The following is a 16,342-nucleotide window of genomic DNA, read 5'->3' as shown; positions in this document are numbered from 1 at the left end:
AGCTTGCGAGAGGACGTCGAGTTGTTCGCCGCCGAGCAGAAAGCCAATGGTTTCAAGGACACCGCGATCAGCCGCCACCACAGCGTCGACGGCGATCACGGCCGCATCGAGACCCGCGCCACCACGGTGCTCCACGACATTGCCTGGCTGAAAGACCGCCACGACTGGCCCGGCCTGACCAGCGTCGTCATGGTCGAGAGCACGCGCGAGATCGGCGCCAAGATCGAGCAGGAGACCCGCTTCTATGTCTCCTCGCTGGCGTCCCAGGCCGACCAGCTCGGACCCGTCATCCGCAGCCACTGGGCGGTGGAGAACAGCCTGCATTGGGTCATGGACATGGTGTTCCGCGACGACGACTGCCGCGTCCGCACCGATCACGCCCCCGCCAATTTCACCACCCTCAAGCACATGGCCCTAAACCTCATCCGCAAGGCCCCGGGCAAGGATTCTCTCCGCCTCAAGCGAAAAGTCGCCGCCTGGGACGACGACTTCCTCGCAAGCCTCCTGGCAGCGTGATTTTTCACCCGATTGCCCTGCCTGCCGGCCGCCGCCGAGCCGCACCGTGGGGTCGCTGGCGGCGTGCGAACCGGCTGGACAGCGCGCCGCCCTCATGGTCCTGTTGGCGCATGAACCCGTACCTCGTCCGGATCGCCCAGGGCCTCGCGATCGCCGCGATCACGTTCGCCTTCGTCGGGCTGTCGGGCCGCACCGACCAGACCTATGTGGCGGCGGCGCTGATGATCGCCGTGCTGCTGACGGCGCTCGTCACCCGGGGCATCCGCTGGCTCCTGGCGCGCTCCAGCCGTTCCCCGCAGTGAACCTCCGGTCCTCGCACTGAATCCCGAGCGGCCGCCGATGAGACTGATACGGTCGGACAGGCCAGCTTGGCGCATGGCCGCATTCTGCTTCCGCAAAACCGCTTCCCACTTTTGCGGAGAATGCTCCAGGGACGCAAAAGGCCCGGACGGGGCCGGGCCTGCGCGGGAGAGTTGGGTGATCCGGCGTCGCGTCGAGGCGCCGTGATCCCGCAGAGGTGTCCTGGCCGACACGCTCAGCGCGGCGCCAGGATCATGATCATCTGCTTGCCTTCCATCTTCGGATCCTGTTCGACCTTGGCGAGGGGACCGACATCGTCCTTCACCCGGTCGAGCAGCTTGGCACCGAGATCCTGGTGCGCCATTTCGCGACCACGGAAGCGCAACGTCACCTTGACCTTGTCGCCCTCCTCGAAGAAGCGCTTCATGGCCTTCATCTTGACGTCGTAGTCGTGGTCGTCGATGCCCGGGCGCAGCTTGATCTCCTTGACCTCGACGATCTTCTGGTTCTTTCGCGCCTCGGCAGCCTTCTTCTGCTCAAGGAACTTGTACTTTCCGTAGTCGAGAATCTTGCAGACCGGCGGGCTGGAATTGGGCGCCACCTCGACCAGGTCGAGCCCGGCCTCCTCGGCCAGCTTCAGCGCCTCGAACGTCGGGGTTACCCCGAGGTTGGAGCCGTTCTGGTCGATAAGCTGCACTTCGCGGATGCGGATCTCGCGGTTGACGCGCGGCCCGTCCTTGGGCGGGACCGGCAAAGGTTTCATCGGACGGCGAATGGCAGGTATCTCCTCTAGCTGTTGAAGCAATCCGCCCGCGTTGCCGCGGCGGTGCGCGGTCCGGTTCGGGGGAGCGGTAAGATTGGGACTATTCCAGGGGAAGTCAATTCTTCGATAAGGCCTTTGCTTAAGCTTTTTGCGCGGCGGCGGGGCCGGCGCCGCGGGCTTCGTCAACCACCTCGCGGTAGAGCGCCAGCGTCTTGGCGGTGAACACCTCGTGCGAGAAGCTGCCGCGCGCCCAGGCGCTTGCCCGCCCGCTCATCGCGTCGTAGTCGGCCGGCGCGAGCCGCAGCACCCGGTCGATCGCCTCGGCCAGGGCCTCGGGGTCGCCGGCCTGGACATTGTAGCCGGTGGTCTCGCTCTCGGCGACGCGCGGCGTCGCCCGCACCACCTCGATGCCGGAGCCGACGTCGGACACCACCACCGGCACGCCCATCGCCTGCGCCTCCAGGATGGCGCGCTGCAGCCCCTCGCTCTCCACCGCCGCCGACACCGCCACCCGCGACAGCGCGTAGGCCGCCGGCATGTCCTCGCAGTGGCCGACGAAGCGGATGTGGTCCTCGAGGTCCAGGCTCGCCACCAGCGCCGCCATCTCGTCGTGATAGCGGCTCCGGCCCTGGTCGTCGCCGGCGCACACGCCGACGAGATTGTCGCGGCCGCCTTCCACCAGCCGGTGGATGGCACGGATGAACACGTGGTGGCCCTTGCGGTGGACGATGCGGCCGGGCAGCAGCGCCACCTCGGCGCCCTCGGGCAGGCGCCAGGCCGCGGCCAGCGCCGCCTTGCGCTCGGCGGTCACCGCGGCGGGATCGAACACGTTGAGGTCGACGCCGCGGTGGATGGTGACGATGCGCGCCGCAGGCAGGAACGGATATCGCTGGCGCATGACGGCGGCGGTCTCGTCGCCCACCGCGATCACCCGCGCGCCGCGCACAACGGCGGAATTGTAGAGGTTCTTCAGCCCGCTCTGCTCGCGGTAGATGGTGTGGTAGGTGCCGATATAGGGAATGCCGGTCAGCTTGGAGGCGATCAGCGTGCTCCAGGACGGGGCGCGCGAGCGCACGTGCAGCACGTCCACCCCTTCCCGGCGGGCCAGCAGCGCCAGCCGCACGCCGTTGGCGATGATGGTGAGCGGGTTCTTGGAGGCGACGTCGAGCCGGATCAGCTTGCCGCAATCGTGGATCGGCGTCTCCATCCGCCCGCCGCGCGACACCACCAGCGCCCGGTGGCCGGCCTTGCACAGGGCCTCGGCGACCTGGACGGTGCCGAGCTCCGCCCCGCCCGACTCCAGGGCGGGAATGATCTGCATCACCGTCAGGCGGTCCGCCGGGCCGGGTTGCGTCGGGTTGGGCTGCTGCATGAACCTGAGCCTCTTGCGGCCGTGCCCCTCCTCGGGCATGCCGGCGGCGTTTGGCGGTGATGTGATACGGTTTCCGGCTGATCAAGCCTTCGAGCCGTATTCCGATCGCCGAAAATCCCGCTTTCGAACAAGGGGTTTTCGGCGAGACCGTTTCCGGTATCCCGAAGGGATCAACCGGAAACCGTATGACACGGTGGGATGTGACGACGTAGTGGGATGTGACATGGACGGCGAACATCTGCAATTGCTTGCTGCCGGCACGGGCGGGTCGGCGCGCACCATTGCGGTGCGCAGCCTTTCGGGGCGCGGGCCAACGGTGCTGTGGTGCGGCGGCTTCATGTCGGAGATGGCCGGCACCAAGGCCAGCCACCTCGCCGAATGGGCGGCAGGCGCCGGCCGCGCCTATGTGCGCTTCGACTATTCCGGCCACGGGGAATCCGAGGGCCGGTTCGAGGACGGCACCATCTCGCGCTGGGCCGAGGAGGCGCGCGCCGTCTTCGACGCCTGCTGCCCCGGCGAGACCGTGGTGGTCGGCTCGTCGATGGGCGGCTGGATCGCGCTGTTGCTCGCCCGCTCGCTGCTCGCCACGCCCGGCCGGCTGAAGGGACTGGTGCTGATCGCCCCGGCCGCCGACTTCACCGAGGCGCTAATGTGGCAGCAGATGCCGCCCGAGGGTCAGCGCGCGGTGCTGGAGGAGGGCGTGTGGCAGGCGCCCACCGACTATGGCGAGATGCCCTACACGATTACCCGCGGGCTGATCGAGGACGGGCGGACCAACCTGATCCTCGGCGACGTGGTGCGCACCGGCTGCCCGGTGCGCATCCTGCAGGGCATGGCCGATCCCGACGTGCCCTGGCAGCACACGATGCGGCTGGTCGAGCGGCTCGCCCAGGACGACGCCACCTTGACCCTGATCAAGGATGGCGACCACCGCCTGTCCCGCCCCGAGGATCTCGACTTGATCGTCCGCGCCATCGCGGATCTGAGCGGCTGACCGACTCTTGACCTCGTCATCCCGGCCGAGGCGTCAGCCGAGAGCCGGGATCGTCCTCCGGGAAAGCCCCCCTTCCTGAAAACGGTCCCGGATTGCGGGCCTCCGGCCCTTGTCCGGGGCGACGGAAGGCGATTGCGCGGCAAACCCGCCGCCGCTCGACAGTCCCCCCCGCGCCGGATAGGACGGCGGGTCCGCTGCACCCCGCCGGAGCCCCACCGGAGCCCTTCATGCCGATCCGCCCCGACACGGTCGCCTCGACCGTGCTGCTTGCGCTCCTGACCTCGCTCGCGGCGCTGTCGACCGACATCTATCTGCCCTCGCTGCCCTCGATCGCCGGCGCGCTGGAGACCTCGGCGGCCGAGGTGCAGCTTACGCTGTCGCTGTTCATGGTCGGCTTCGCGCTCGGCCAGGTCGTCTATGGCCCGCTGTCGGACCGCTATGGCAGGAAGCCGGTGCTGCTGGCGGGCCTGGCGATCTATGTCGCCGCCAGCGCCGCCTGCGCCATGGCCACCTCGATCGAGCTGCTGATCGTCGGCCGCTTCGTGCAGGCGATCGGCGCGTGCGCGCCGATGGTGATCGGCCGCGCCATCGTGCGCGACTTCTATGCCGGCCCGCGCGCCGGCCTGGAGCTGGCCCGCATGGGGGCGATCATGGGCTTCGTGCCGGCGGTGGCGCCGGTGCTGGGCGCCGCGCTGGAGACGGTGTTCGGCTGGCGCGCCAATTTCGGCTTCATGCTGGTCTATGGCCTGGCCGCCAGCGCCTGGGTGCTGGCCGGCCTGCCAGAGACGCTGGCGCGCCGGGCGCCGGACGTGCCCTCGCCGCTCACCATCCTGCGCATCTTCGGCGGCATCCTGCGCAATGGCGGCTTTCGCGGCTATCTCGGCATCCTGGTGGCGACCTTCGCCGGCATGTTCGCCTGGATCTCGGGCTCGTCCTTCGTGCTGCAGGGCCTCTACGGTTTCTCGCAATTCGCCTTCGGCGTGGCGTTCTCGATCGGCGTGGTCGGTTACATCGTCGGCACGGTGCTGGCGACGCGGCTCAATCCAAAGGTCGGCATCGACATCACGGTCGGGCTCGGCACCGCGGCGAGTGCCACGGGCGGTCTCGCCATGCTGGGGATCGTGCTGGCGGGTGCGGCCGAGCCGGCGCTGCTGGTCGCCGCCATGGTGGTCTACATGCTGGGGTTCGGGCTCTCCTTCCCCAGCGCGGTGGCCGGCGCGCTGATCCCGTTTCCGGATCGGGCGGGGGCGGCGTCCTCGCTGGTCGGCTTCAGCCAGATGACGTTCGCCGCCGCCGTGGGCGTGTGGGTCGGCCATTCGCTGGGGTCGACGCCGCTGCCGATGGCCGCGACCATCGCCGCCGCCGGCATCGCCGCGGCCGTGCTGTGGGTGACGACGCGGGCCGACCGCCTCGCCGAACGCGAGCATGGGTGAGGCGACGATCCATGATCAGGAGCGCTCGCGGGAGAGCTTCATTGCGATGACACCCGCTTTGAAGTTGTGCGAAATATCCGCCACGGTCGTTCCCGGCCGAGCCGCGAAGCGGCGAGGGGAAGGGAACCCATCTGGAATGCAAGCGGGACCGGGAGGTCCTTCGTCGACATGCTCACCAACAGCCGCGACATCATGCGACGCCTCGACGCCGATGGCTGGGTGCTGGTGCGCACCCGCGGCTCGCATCACGTGTTCCGGCACCCGAGGACCGGCAAGGTCATCGTCCTGCCGCATCCCAGGAAGGACTTGGGGATCGGGCTGGTTCGTGCCATCTACAACGAGGCTGGTTGGCCGATCTGAGCGGGTTTGCCATGTCCCACTTTGTCATGTCCCACTATCTCGCCATCGTCGAGGACACCGGGCCCGAGACCGCCGTCGGCGTGTGGTTTCCGGATCTGCCGGGGTGTTTTTCTGGTGGAGACGACGTCGAGACTGCGCTCGCCAACGCCCGTGAAGCCTTGACCCTCTATTCCGAGGCGCTGGCCGACGCCGGCCGGGCCATGCCGGCGCCGCGCTCGGTGGCCGCGCTCAGGGCCGACCCGGCGGCGGCGGCCGACATCGCCGGCCATCTCATCGCCTTGGTGCCGTTCGAGCCCGCCGCTTACGCGGCTGAATAGGGTTCAGGCGCTCTATCGCGCCCTCACCCATCCACCTTCAGCGCCGCGATGAACGCCTCCTGCGGGATCTCGACCTTGCCGAACTGGCGCATGCGCTTCTTGCCCTCCTTCTGCTTATCGAGCAGCTTGCGCTTGCGGGAGATATCGCCGCCATAGCACTTGGCGGTGACGTCCTTGCGGAAGGCGCGCACCGTCTCGCGGGCGACGATCTTGCCGCCGATCGCCGCCTGGATCGGCACCTGGAACATGTGCGGCGGGATCAACTCCTTCAGCTTCTCGCACATCGCCCGGCCGCGCCCTTCCGCGCGGGTGCGGTGGACCAGCATCGCCAGCGCGTCCACCGGCTCGGCATTGACCAGGATCTGCATCTTGACGAGGTCGCCGGTGCGATAGCCGGTGATGTGGTAGTCGAACGAGGCGTAGCCGCGCGACACGGATTTCAGCCGGTCGTAGAAGTCGAACACCACCTCGTTGAGCGGCAGCGCATACCGCACCATCGCGCGCGCGCCGACATAAGAGAGGTCGAGCTGCTCGCCGCGGCGGTCCTGGCAGAGCTTCAGCACGGCGCCGAGATAGTCGTCCGGCGTCATGATGGTGGCCTCGATCCACGGCTCGGCGATGTCCGACACCTTCACCGGATCGGGCATGTCGGCCGGGTTGTGGAGTTCGATCTCCTCGCCATTGGTCAGTTTGATGCGGTAGACCACCGAGGGCGCGGTGGCGATGAGGTCGAGGTTGAACTCGCGCTCCAGCCGCTCCTGGATGATTTCGAGGTGCAGCAGGCCGAGGAAGCCGCAGCGGAAGCCGAAGCCGAGCGCCGCCGACGTCTCCATCTCATAGGTGAAGCTCGCGTCGTTGAGCCGGAGCTTGCCCATCGCCGCGCGCAGCGCCTCGAAGTCGGCGGCATCGACCGGGAACAGGCCGCAGAACACCACCGGCTGCGCCGGCTTGAAGCCCGGCAGAGCGACGGCGGTCTGGCGCTTTTCGTCGGTGATGGTGTCGCCGACCCGCGTGTCGGCCACCTCCTTGATCGAGCCGGTGAGGAAGCCGATCTCGCCGGGGCCGAGGACATCGGTGTCCTTCATCTTCGGCGCGAACACCCCGACCTTGTCGACCTCGTACGTCGCGCCGGTGCCGATCATGCGGATGCGCTGGCCGCGCTTGAGCTCGCCGTCGATGACCCGCACCAGCACCACCACGCCGAGATAGGCGTCGTACCAGGAGTCGACGAGCAGCGCCTTCAGCGGCGCCGCGCGGTCGCCCTTGGGCGGGGGGAGGCGGTGGACGATCGCCTCCAGCACGTCCGGCACGCCGAGCCCGGTCTTGGCCGAGATCATCACGGCGTTCGAGGCATCGAGGCCGATGACGTCCTCGATCTGCGCCTTGACCTTGTCGGGCTCGGCCGCCGGCAGGTCGACCTTGTTCAGCACCGGCACGATCTCATGGCCGGCGTCGAGGGCGTGGTAGACATTGGCCAGCGTCTGGGCCTCCACCCCTTGCGAGGCGTCGACCACCAAGAGCGAGCCCTCGCAGGCGGCGAGCGAGCGCGAGACCTCGTAGGCGAAGTCGACGTGGCCTGGGGTGTCGATCAAGTTAAGAATATAGTCCTTGCCGTCCTTGGCGCGGTAGGCCAGCCGTACCGTCTGCGCCTTGATGGTGATGCCGCGCTCGCGCTCGATATCCATCGAATCGAGCACCTGCTCGACCATGTCGCGCTCGGCCACCGTGCCGGTGAGCTGTATCAGCCGGTCCGACAGCGTGGATTTGCCATGGTCGATGTGGGCGACGATGGTGAAGTTGCGGATGTTGTCGATCGGGCGCTCGGTCATACGCGGGGGATAGCATCCGATGTGGCCGATTCAAAGCGCCGCGCCGCCCAGCCAAGTGGTTTCGACCCGATGGGTTTCGCCATCGCAGCCGGCGGCGGCGCAGCCGGGCGCTTTTCCCCGCCCGCGCCAGAGGCTAGGAGAGGGCATGCCGCTCAACATCGTCTTCATGGGCACGCCCGACTTTTCCGTGCCGACGCTGGCCGAAATCGTCGGCCATGGCCACACCGTCAAGGCCGTCTATACCCGCGCCCCGGCCCCGGCCGGGCGCGGCATGGCGCTGACCAAGAGCCCGGTCCACCAGCTCGCCGACCGGTTCGCCATCCCCGTGCTGCACCCCAAGACGCTGCGCACCGAGGAGGCGCAGGAGGCCTTCCGCGCGCATGGCGCCGACGTCGCGGTGGTGGTGGCCTATGGGCTGATCCTGCCCAAGCCGGTGCTGGAGGCGCCGGTGTACGGCTGCCTCAATTTGCACGGCTCGCTCCTGCCGCGCTGGCGGGGCGCCGCCCCCATCCAGCGCGCGGTGATGGCCGGCGACGCAGAGACCGGGGTGATGGTGATGAAGATGGACGAGGGGCTGGATACCGGCCCGGTCGCCATGGCCGAGCGCTTCGCCATCAAGGCGGACGACACCGCCGGCGACGTCCACGACCGCATGATGGCGCTCGGCGCCGACCTGATGGTGCGGGCGCTCTCGGCGCTGGAGCGCGGCGGGCTCGCCTTCACGCCGCAGGCTGAGGAGGGCGTCACCTACGCCAGGAAGATCGAGAAAACCGAGACCCGCATCGATTGGTCGCGGCAGGCCTCCGAGGTCCACAACCACATCCGCGGCCTCAGCCCCTTCCCCGGCGCCTGGTTCGAGCTGGACGGGGTGCGGGTCAAGGTGCTGCGCTCGACCCTGGTGGAGGGGTCCGGCACGCCCGGTACCGCGCTCGACGACCGCCTCGCGATCGCCTGCGGCGCGGGCGCGGTGCGTCTCATCGAGCTGCAGCGCGCCGGCAAGGCGCCGATGGCGGCCGACGCCTTCCTGCGCGGCACGCCAGTGGCAGCCGGCAGCACGGCCGGCTGACCGCGGTCCGCGGGATAAGCTCGGCCCCTTTCCCTCTCCCCTTGCGGGAGAGGGTGCCGAGCGATCAAGGATCGCGAGGCGGGTGAGGGGGGTGAATCTTCCAGCGATAGCCGTTAGCACCCCTCACCCGGCGCGACCTCGCCTCGCTCGGTCTCGCCACCCTCTCCCCCAAGGGGAGAGGGAAGAAGGCGGCACCCGGCCCGCGGTGGCTTGGAACCACTCCCCGGAATCCATGGGATGCGATTTCCGGGAGATCTCTCTGTAATTTTCGGCGACAAAGCCTGCCCCCACTTCAGTCGCGCGGGAACAGCCGTGCGTCGGGCAGCGTCGGGTCGGCCGGGATCTGGCGGGCGCGGTGCTGGGCCTGGGCCTCGTCGATCAGCTTGGACAAGAGCTCGGTGAACAGCATCGGCTCGGCCGCCGCCTCCCACAGGAAGAAGGCAAACGAGCCGGGGCACGGATTGACCTCGTTGAGGAAGATCGCCCCGGTCTCGGCATTGCCGAGGAAGTCGATGCGCGGCGTGCCGGTGCCGCCGACGGCGACGAAGGTCTGCTCGGCCCATTTGCGCAGCTTGGCCTCCAGGCCGTCCGGCAGCACCGGATTGATGTCGCGGGTGAGCGACAGCATGCCCTCGCTGCGCACTCCCGGCACCTTGGCGCCCTTGGGGCTGCCGGAGAGATATTTCTGCTTGAAGTCGAGCAGGTCGGCGGCGCGCTTCGGCCGCTCGATGGCCGAGGTCTGCACGCGGCCGTCGAAGCCCGAGACCGCGATGTTGTACTCGACCAGGTTCTCGACGAAGGGCTCGACGATCGCCTGCGTGTCGAGCTTGAAGATCGGCGGCAGCACCGCCCGCAATTCCTCGACATCGGCGACCTTGGCGACGCCGATCGACGAGCCGAGATGCGCCGGCTTGACGATCAGCGGAAAGGCCAGCGCCTTGGTCAGCTCGGCCAGCACCTCGGCGGACGGCAGAAGCCCGCTCGCCGGCCGCTCGATCACCTCGCAGGGAAGCTGGGGAATGCGGGTCTCGGCGAGGATGCGCTTGGTCGCCACCTTGTCCATCAGCACGGCGGAGGCCAGCGTGCGCATGCCGGCATAGGCGACATTGGCGGTCTCGAACGCGCCCTGGATCTGGCCGTCCTCGCCGATCAGGCCGTGGAAGGCGGGCAGCGCCACGTCGAAGGGGATCTCCTTGGTGCGCGAGAACAGCCCGCCCTTGTCCTTGGGCAGGAGCACGCCCTGGCCGAGATCGTTCGGCGTCAAATCGAGCGTCACCTGGGTCAGCCGCTTCTCGGCCTCGGGGCCGGGCAGATAGAAGCTGCGCTCGCGCAGGGAATCGCCGACGAACCAGCGCCCGGTGGTCGACACATAGACCGGGAACGCGTCGAAGCGGCCCTGGTCGAGCGCGTCCAGCGCCTGCAACCCGGTGACGATCGACACGTCGTGCTCGGGCGAGCGCCCGCCGAACAGAACCGCGACCCGCGTCCTCATGTCCAAAGCCCCCTCAAGCGAAGCCCCCAAAACCGCAGCCCGGATGCGCTGCCGATCCCCGATTCCGCCGGACTCGGCGGCTGGGCGCTGAGCGCCCCTTGGCCCAAAACGTCCCTTGGCCCAACGTTTCTTTGCTCAAGCCCGGCCGACGTCCTAAAACGCCACGGTCATGGCAATAGTGAGTCCCGTCCGGCTGAAAAGCCACCCCCTCGCCGGCCGTCCCGTCCCGCAGGTCGGGCGCGGCGCCATGGTGCGCGCCCGGCAGGTGCCGTTCGATGCCGGCGATGCCCGCGGCCGCGAGCCGCTGGTCGATGCCCGCGCCCACGGCCTGCAGGGCGAGAGCTATTATGCGATTCGCGACGGCCGCAACCCGCCCTATGGCGCGCCGATCGACGGCGCCGTCCCGGACCTGCTCGTCCGGCGCGGGGTGGCGGAGGCGCTTGTGCGGGTCGAGCGGGCGCTGGCCCCCTTCGGGCTTGCGCTATGGCTTCACGACGGCTGGCGGCCGCTCGCCACCCAGCGCGGCCTGTGGGACTTCTACGAGCGCAAGGTCCGCCGCGCGCACCCCTCCTGGTCGGACATGCAGGTGACCCACGAGGTCTCGACCTTCATCGCCGATCCGCGCGGGTTCGACGAGGCCGACCCCGGCACCTGGCCGCCGCACCTCACCGGCGGCGCGGTGGACGTGGCGCTGCGCGAGTGCGACGGCGGCGCGCTCCTCGATTTCGGCGCCGGGTTCGACGAGGCCGGCCAGCGCAGCGAGACCGATTTCTTCGAGCGCGAGCTTGCCGCCGGGCGCATCGCGGCGGACGATCCGCGCCTCCTTGCCCGCCGCATCCTGACCCACGCCATGGCGACCGAGGGCTTCACCAACTATCCCGAGGAATACTGGCATTTCGACCTGGGCACCCGGCTGTGGGCCGCGGTGCGCGGCGGCGGCGCCGCCGCCTTCTACCGGCCGGTGCCGCAGCCATGACGAGGCCGGCATGACCATCGAGACCGTGGCGATGGCCGGTGCGCCGGTCCATCTCGTCCATTCGGGCGAAGCGGGCGAAGGCGGCCTGCATCTGATCTGGGCGCACGGCTGGGGCCAGTCGGGCGCGGCGATGGCGCCGCTCGCCGAAAGTGCGGCGCGCTGGGGCCGCTCCACCCTGATCGACTTTCCCGGCTTCGGCCAAAGCCCGCCGCCGCCCGCCGCCTGGTCGACCGCCGACTATGCCGATGCCGTCGCCGGCTGGCTCGCCACCTTGCCGCCCGGCCGGCGGGTGTGGATCGGCCATTCCTTCGGCTGCCGCGTCGGCCTGCAGCTTGCCGCCCGCCATCCGCAGGCCGTCGATGCGCTGTGCCTCGTCGCCGCCGCCGGGCTGCAGCGCCAGCGCTCACCGTGGCAGCGGGCGCGGATGTGGCTCAAGGTGCGCGCCTTCAAGACGATGAAGCTGTTCGTGCCGGAAGGGCCGGCGCGCGACCGCCTGCGCGCCCGCTTCGGCAGCGCCGACTATGCCAATGCCGGGGCGATGCGCGCGGTGTTCCTCGAAACCATCCGCGAAGACCTGACCGAGGTGGCGCGCGCGGTGAAGGTGCCGACGCTGCTGGTCTACGGCACCCTCGACGCCGAGACGCCGCCCGAGATCGGCCAGCGGCTGAACGCACTGATCCCCGGCTCCAGGCTCGTGCTGCTGGAGCGCCAGGACCACTACACCGTGCTGGGCCAGGCCCGGCCGCAAACCCTGTTCCAGATCCAAACCTTCCTGAAGGGGCTCGGATGGCTAGCCTGACCCTGATCGCAACGCTGGTCGTTGCCGGCACGTTCGCATTCTTCGCCTGGAAGCGGGCGCTGACCTATCTGCACGTGTTCCAGCAGGAGGAATATGACGGCGGGCGCTTCCTCGCCTGGCTGTTTCGCTCCTTCGCCTTCGACATGCGCGCCAGCGCCGCGCTGGCGGTGCTGGGCATCGGCTTCCTGCGGACCGAGGAGCCGGTGATCGGCGCCATCGGCTCGCTGTTCGGCGCCGTGACCTTCGTCTATTTCGGCTGGCAGGAGCCTGACCCGCGGCAGGTGGCCAAGAAGAAGCTGGTCGTCACCGCGCGCGCCCGGCGCATCCTGATCTCAAGCGGCGTGCTGATGGCGCTGATCGTCGGCGCGCTCGTCGTCTGGCAGGCGCCGCTCCTCGCCTGGATTGCCGCGGTGCAAGCGATCCCGTTCGTTCTCGTTCTCGGCAATCTCGTGCTGATGCCCTTCGAGGCGCGCGAGCAGAAGCGGTTCTGGACCGAGGCGCACGACAAGCTCGAGAAGCTGAAGCCGTCGGTCGTCGGCATCACCGGCTCGTTCGGCAAGACCTCGGTCAAGCACATCCTCGGCCACCTGCTGTCGATCCAGGCGCCGACCCTGGTGACGCCGGGCAGCGTCAACACGCCGATGGGCATCGCCCGCATCGTGCGCGAGCAGCTTGCGCCCTATCACCGCTTCTTCGTCTGCGAGATGGGGGCCTATGGTCCGGGCTCGATCGCCCGGCTGTGCCGTCTCGCCCCGCCCGACCTCGCCCTCGTCACCGCCATCGGCCCGGCGCACTATGAGCGTTTCAAGTCGCTCGACACCGTGGCGAAAACCAAGTTCGAACTGGCGGCGGCGGCGCGCACGCGCGACGGCATCGTCATTCTCGCCGGCCAGGCGCTGTCGTTCGCGGCGGCGAAGGCGTTCCTCGGCGAGGGGTCCGACAAGGTGATCGTCGTCGGGCCGGAGACGGACGCGCGGCTCAAGGTGCTCGCCACCCGCGAAAGCCGCGACGGCGTCGAGGCCGACGTGGTGTGGGAGGGCAAGACCTACGCGCTCAAGGCGCCGCTGCACGGCCTGCATCATGCCGGCAACATGGCGCTGGCGTTTGCCGCCGCCTGCGCGCTCGGCGCCAACCCCGACGACCTCGTCACCGCGCTCAAATCGACGCCGCAGATCGCCCACCGGCTGGAGGTCAACCCGCAGCCCGACGGCTCGATCGTCATCGACGATGCCTACAACTCCAACCCCGTGGGGTTCGCCGCGGCCCTGGCCTCGCTCGACCTGATCGTCGGCGCGGGCGGGCGGCGCATCCTGGTCACGCCCGGCATGGTCGAACTCGGCGAGATCCACCACGACGAGCACGCCAGGCTTGGGGCGATTGCCGCCAATCATGTCGACGTGCTGCTGCCGGTGATCCCCGACCGCATCGAGGCGTTCGTCGATACCTTCCGCCACGCCGCGCCGGATCGGCCGGTGATCCCGTGCGCCAGCTTCGCCGAGGCGCTCGCATGGCTCAAGGCCAATGTGCACGCCGGCGACGTCGTGCTGTTCGAGAACGACCTGCCCGACCTCTATGAGCGCAAGCTGCGGCTGTGATGCGAAATCCGGCCGACAGGCCGGGGCTTCGTATTCCGTTCGCCGGAAATACCGTTTTCGAACAAGGATTTCCGGCGAGACCGTGTCCGGTATCCCGAAGGGATCAGCCCGAGTCAGCATCAGGCCGGGAGCCGTCTCACTTCAGCGTCAGATAGCCGGCCTTCTCGAACGCCGCACGGGCCGCCGCGCTCTGGAGGAAATCCAGCAGCGCCGGGGCGCTGATGCCGGCGGTCGCGGTGAGCGCGCCCTCATAGACGATCGGCCGATGGCTGGTCTCCGGAAAGATTCCGACCACCTTCACCGCCGGATCGAAGCGCGAATCGGAGACGAAGACGATGCCGAGCGGCGCCTCGCCGCGGCCGACCATGGCCACCGCCGCGCGCGACGTCTCCGCCGCCGTCAGGCAGGGTTCCGCATCGGCCCACAGGCCGAGGCTTTCCAGCGCCGTGCGCACCACCGCGCCCGGCATCGCCTCGGCGGCGCCGACGGCGATGCGTCCCTGCCCGGCCAGCGTCGACAGCCGCGTGCCGGGGCCGAGCAGCACCTCGATGAGGCTTGAATCCTTGGGCGCCACCAGCACCAGCCGATTGGAGGCGAGGCTGCGCCGGCTCTCCGCCTTCACCAGCCGCCGATCGACGGCAAGATCCATCGCCGCCCGCACGTCGGAAATGAACAGGTCGGCGGCCGCGCCCTGGTCGAGCGTCTCGGCCAGCGCGTCGGACGCGCCATAGGTGACCATCACCCGCAGGCCGCTCGCCGCCGTATAGAGGCCGACGATGTCGTCGAGCGTGGGCCGCAGGGCGTCCGCCGCCAGCACGCTGAGCGGACGGTCTGCCGGGCGCTCTTGCGGCCGCTCCTGCACGCCATCGTTCACTGGGGGAGTGGCCGGGGTCTGGACCCCGTTCTCCGCCTGCGCCAACCCCGGCAGTGCCAGCAGCAGTCCGCCCGCCGCGCCCGTCAAGACGGCGCGGCGAGAGGGGCGCTGAGTGGAGAATCGGTGATCGGTCATCGCAGCGAACGCGTCGGCGGGTTCAAGCGGCTCTTAGCCAAGTCGTCGGACGCTGCCAATAGCAATCGGAAATTCCCTCGCATTATAGGACGCTTTCGCGGTCGCTGTCTTGGACTCTCTCCGGGCCCCTGCCGTCGCGGTGCCGGGCCGGCCACCCTGGGCCGCGCGCCGGGCAGCAGCGGCCGATCCATCCTGTTCGGACCTATTGCGCGAACGCCACGCTCCGGCACTCCGGCGGCAGATCGCCCAGCTTGAGCGGCGGCGACGGCCGCGACGGCGGTTTGGGCTTTCGCGCATCGGCGCTGAACCACCAGGCGAGATCGCCGCCGCAGCCGTCGCCGCCGGGAACGGCGCCCTGCTCGCGGCAGTCCTTGGCGCCGACCGGGCAGCGCAGCCTAATGTGGGTGTGATAATTGTGCCCCCACCACGGGCGCACCTTGGCGAGCCACCCGCGATCCTTACCCGCCTCGCGGCACAGCGCCTTCTTGATCGCCGGATTGACCAGCACGCGCGACACCTCCGGCTGCATTGCGAACAGGCGGATCAGCGCGCGGTGCTGCGGCGTCCAGGTGGCGGGGTCGACATCGTTCCAGTCGGCGGCGACGACATTGGTCGCGCTCATCGTCTCGCGGTCGGCGCGCGACAGGGTGGTCTTCGGCATCGGCGTCAGCCAGATGTCGGCGTCGAGCCCGATCTGGTGGCTGGCGTGGCCGGTGAGCATGGGGCCGCCGCGCGGCTGCGACAGGTCGCCCACCAGGATGCCGGGCCAGCCGACCGCCGCCGGCACCTTGCGCGCAACGCGTTCCAGGAAGCCGATCAGCGATGGATGGCCCCAGTTGCGGTTGCGCGACAGGCGCATCACCTGCCACGCCTCGCCGTCGATCGGCAGCGCCACCGCGCCGGCAAGGCAGCCGCGCGCGAACCCGCCGATCACCCGCGCCGGCCCCGGCGCCGGGCTGGTCGCGCGGCCGAACAGCTCCTTCGCGGCGAGCGACGGATCGGAGGGGTTGGACAGGGGCGGCAGCGGCACCGGATCGAGCGTGCCCGGCGTCTGCGCGGCGGCCGGGCCAAGTGCCGCCAGCAGCGCCGACGCGGCGACGAGCGCCGGGAGGAGAACAACACGCGTCAGCACCATGCCGGCCTCGCTGAGCTGTCGTCTTGCACAGTCCGCGAGACCGCCTCGCGATCCTGCGGCCTCGAGATCGCGTGGAGCGGCCCTGCCGGTCGTCCGCGGTCCCGATGAGTTTCGGCCGATCGGCTCGGCAATCGTGCGCGTGTCAAGCCGACCTCAAGTCAAGCCGACCTCAAGTCCAGCCGAACTCTCGTCCAGCCGAACCGTGCCCGCCCGCGCCCGGGTGCAGGATCCCATCTGCGAGCGAACAAGCGCGGCCTTCGGCACGCGGCCATTCCGAACAAGGCTATTCCGAACGCGTTGCCCGGAACCGCATGATGACGGGCGCCGGGCGAACGGCCTCCGGAACGGCGGCTCGATCGGCCGGCGTTCCTCATCAGCCGGCGTTC

At 69.5% G+C, this 16,342-nt stretch carries 16 protein-coding genes; 10 read left to right on the top strand and 6 right to left on the bottom strand.

Going from position 1 to position 16,342, the window contains the following annotated elements; all coding sequences use genetic code 11:
• Together F1193_RS03890 and F1193_RS03885 are read left to right on the top strand one after the other, a co-directional pair.
• Positions 1-516, top strand: a 516-nt coding sequence (locus tag F1193_RS03890) for an ISAs1 family transposase (RefSeq protein ID WP_150096353.1), incomplete at its 5' end; no start/stop codon positions are given.
• Positions 517-626: 110 nt separating this feature from the next.
• Entirely contained in the window at positions 627-818 is a 192-nt protein-coding gene (locus F1193_RS03885; RefSeq protein ID WP_150096352.1) for a hypothetical protein, read from the top strand.
• A 233-nt stretch (positions 819-1,051) separates the two neighbouring features.
• On the opposite strand, the gene infC is transcribed toward F1193_RS03885, so the two are convergent.
• Positions 1,052-1,579, bottom strand: coding sequence for a translation initiation factor IF-3 (infC, locus tag F1193_RS03880; RefSeq protein WP_150096351.1), 528 nt, complete (start codon positions 1,577-1,579; stop codon positions 1,052-1,054).
• Between the two features lie 139 nt (positions 1,580-1,718).
• The gene (locus F1193_RS03875) at positions 1,719-2,951 is read right to left on the bottom strand and encodes a glycosyltransferase family 4 protein (RefSeq protein ID WP_170263326.1); all 1,233 of its coding nucleotides are present in this window, start codon (positions 2,949-2,951) and stop codon (positions 1,719-1,721) included.
• A gap of 223 nt (positions 2,952-3,174) precedes the next feature.
• On the opposite strand from F1193_RS03875, the gene F1193_RS03870 reads away from it, so the two are divergent.
• The 4 genes from F1193_RS03870 to F1193_RS03855 all read left to right on the top strand — a co-directional run bounded on the left by F1193_RS03870 (position 3,175) and on the right by F1193_RS03855 (position 6,055).
• On the top strand, positions 3,175-3,945 hold the full coding sequence (locus F1193_RS03870; protein WP_150096349.1) for an alpha/beta hydrolase: 771 nt from the start codon (positions 3,175-3,177) through the stop codon (positions 3,943-3,945).
• 227 nt (positions 3,946-4,172) lie between these two features.
• Positions 4,173-5,378: a multidrug effflux MFS transporter gene (locus F1193_RS03865; RefSeq protein WP_150096348.1), complete on the top strand. Its 1,206-nt coding sequence runs from the start codon at positions 4,173-4,175 to the stop codon at positions 5,376-5,378.
• Between the two features lie 168 nt (positions 5,379-5,546).
• The gene (locus F1193_RS03860) at positions 5,547-5,738 is read left to right on the top strand and encodes a type II toxin-antitoxin system HicA family toxin (RefSeq protein ID WP_150096347.1); all 192 of its coding nucleotides are present in this window, start codon (positions 5,547-5,549) and stop codon (positions 5,736-5,738) included.
• A gap of 11 nt (positions 5,739-5,749) precedes the next feature.
• On the top strand, positions 5,750-6,055 hold the full coding sequence (locus F1193_RS03855; protein ID WP_342781784.1) for a type II toxin-antitoxin system HicB family antitoxin: 306 nt from the start codon (positions 5,750-5,752) through the stop codon (positions 6,053-6,055).
• 23 nt (positions 6,056-6,078) lie between these two features.
• On the opposite strand, the gene lepA is transcribed toward F1193_RS03855, so the two are convergent.
• A complete protein-coding gene (lepA, locus tag F1193_RS03850) occupies positions 6,079-7,884 on the bottom strand; it encodes a translation elongation factor 4 (protein ID WP_150096346.1) in 1,806 nt (601 codons plus the stop codon).
• 145 nt (positions 7,885-8,029) lie between these two features.
• On the opposite strand from lepA, the gene fmt reads away from it, so the two are divergent.
• Positions 8,030-8,950 carry a methionyl-tRNA formyltransferase gene (gene fmt, locus F1193_RS03845; RefSeq protein WP_150096345.1) on the top strand — a complete coding sequence of 307 codons (921 nt, stop codon included), beginning with the start codon at positions 8,030-8,032 and terminating at the stop codon, positions 8,948-8,950.
• Between the two features lie 292 nt (positions 8,951-9,242).
• Here fmt and F1193_RS03840 read toward each other — a convergent pair whose 3' ends face one another.
• A complete protein-coding gene (locus F1193_RS03840; protein ID WP_150096344.1) occupies positions 9,243-10,442 on the bottom strand; it encodes a D-alanine--D-alanine ligase in 1,200 nt (399 codons plus the stop codon).
• 169 nt (positions 10,443-10,611) lie between these two features.
• Between F1193_RS03840 and F1193_RS03835 the strand changes: the two genes are divergently transcribed.
• From F1193_RS03835 to F1193_RS03825, 3 genes are read left to right on the top strand one after another with little or no spacing between them, the layout of a single operon-like run.
• The gene (locus F1193_RS03835; protein ID WP_150096343.1) at positions 10,612-11,418 is read left to right on the top strand and encodes a M15 family metallopeptidase; all 807 of its coding nucleotides are present in this window, start codon (positions 10,612-10,614) and stop codon (positions 11,416-11,418) included.
• A 10-nt stretch (positions 11,419-11,428) separates the two neighbouring features.
• The gene (locus F1193_RS03830) at positions 11,429-12,217 is read left to right on the top strand and encodes an alpha/beta fold hydrolase (RefSeq protein WP_150096342.1); all 789 of its coding nucleotides are present in this window, start codon (positions 11,429-11,431) and stop codon (positions 12,215-12,217) included.
• On the top strand, positions 12,205-13,812 hold the full coding sequence (locus tag F1193_RS03825; RefSeq protein ID WP_150096341.1) for a Mur ligase family protein: 1,608 nt from the start codon (positions 12,205-12,207) through the stop codon (positions 13,810-13,812). Before F1193_RS03830 ends, F1193_RS03825 begins: the two co-directional genes overlap by 13 nt.
• A gap of 136 nt (positions 13,813-13,948) precedes the next feature.
• On the opposite strand, the gene modA is transcribed toward F1193_RS03825, so the two are convergent.
• Entirely contained in the window at positions 13,949-14,686 is a 738-nt protein-coding gene (gene modA / locus F1193_RS03820; protein WP_170263324.1) for a molybdate ABC transporter substrate-binding protein, read from the bottom strand.
• Between the two features lie 337 nt (positions 14,687-15,023).
• On the bottom strand, positions 15,024-15,956 hold the full coding sequence (gene mepA / locus F1193_RS03815) for a penicillin-insensitive murein endopeptidase (protein WP_150096339.1): 933 nt from the start codon (positions 15,954-15,956) through the stop codon (positions 15,024-15,026).
• Positions 15,957-16,342 lie beyond the last annotated feature (386 nt).

Source organism: Blastochloris sulfoviridis, from assembly GCF_008630065.1.
GTDB classification, from domain to species: Bacteria; Pseudomonadota; Alphaproteobacteria; order Rhizobiales; family Xanthobacteraceae; genus Blastochloris; species Blastochloris sulfoviridis.
The sequence above is the reverse complement of the archived record's forward strand: the minus strand, read 5'-3'. Positions and strand labels throughout refer to the sequence as shown.

Excerpts from the sequence above, each read along its gene's own strand:
- F1193_RS03885 (WP_150096352.1), top strand. The coding sequence starts at position 627 with ATGAACCCGTACCTCGTCCGGATCGCCCAGGGCCTCGCGATCGCCGCG.
- infC (WP_150096351.1), bottom strand. The coding sequence starts at position 1,579 with ATGAAACCTTTGCCGGTCCCGCCCAAGGACGGGCCGCGCGTCAACCGC.
- F1193_RS03875 (WP_170263326.1), bottom strand. The coding sequence starts at position 2,951 with ATGCAGCAGCCCAACCCGACGCAACCCGGCCCGGCGGACCGCCTGACG.
- F1193_RS03870 (WP_150096349.1), top strand. The coding sequence starts at position 3,175 with ATGGACGGCGAACATCTGCAATTGCTTGCTGCCGGCACGGGCGGGTCG.
- F1193_RS03865 (WP_150096348.1), top strand. The coding sequence starts at position 4,173 with ATGCCGATCCGCCCCGACACGGTCGCCTCGACCGTGCTGCTTGCGCTC.
- F1193_RS03860 (WP_150096347.1), top strand. The coding sequence starts at position 5,547 with ATGCTCACCAACAGCCGCGACATCATGCGACGCCTCGACGCCGATGGC.
- F1193_RS03855 (WP_342781784.1), top strand. The coding sequence starts at position 5,750 with ATGTCCCACTTTGTCATGTCCCACTATCTCGCCATCGTCGAGGACACC.
- lepA (WP_150096346.1), bottom strand. The coding sequence starts at position 7,884 with ATGACCGAGCGCCCGATCGACAACATCCGCAACTTCACCATCGTCGCC.
- fmt (WP_150096345.1), top strand. The coding sequence starts at position 8,030 with ATGCCGCTCAACATCGTCTTCATGGGCACGCCCGACTTTTCCGTGCCG.
- F1193_RS03840 (WP_150096344.1), bottom strand. The coding sequence starts at position 10,442 with ATGAGGACGCGGGTCGCGGTTCTGTTCGGCGGGCGCTCGCCCGAGCAC.
- F1193_RS03835 (WP_150096343.1), top strand. The coding sequence starts at position 10,612 with ATGGCAATAGTGAGTCCCGTCCGGCTGAAAAGCCACCCCCTCGCCGGC.
- F1193_RS03830 (WP_150096342.1), top strand. The coding sequence starts at position 11,429 with ATGACCATCGAGACCGTGGCGATGGCCGGTGCGCCGGTCCATCTCGTC.
- F1193_RS03825 (WP_150096341.1), top strand. The coding sequence starts at position 12,205 with ATGGCTAGCCTGACCCTGATCGCAACGCTGGTCGTTGCCGGCACGTTC.
- mepA (WP_150096339.1), bottom strand. The coding sequence starts at position 15,956 with ATGGTGCTGACGCGTGTTGTTCTCCTCCCGGCGCTCGTCGCCGCGTCG.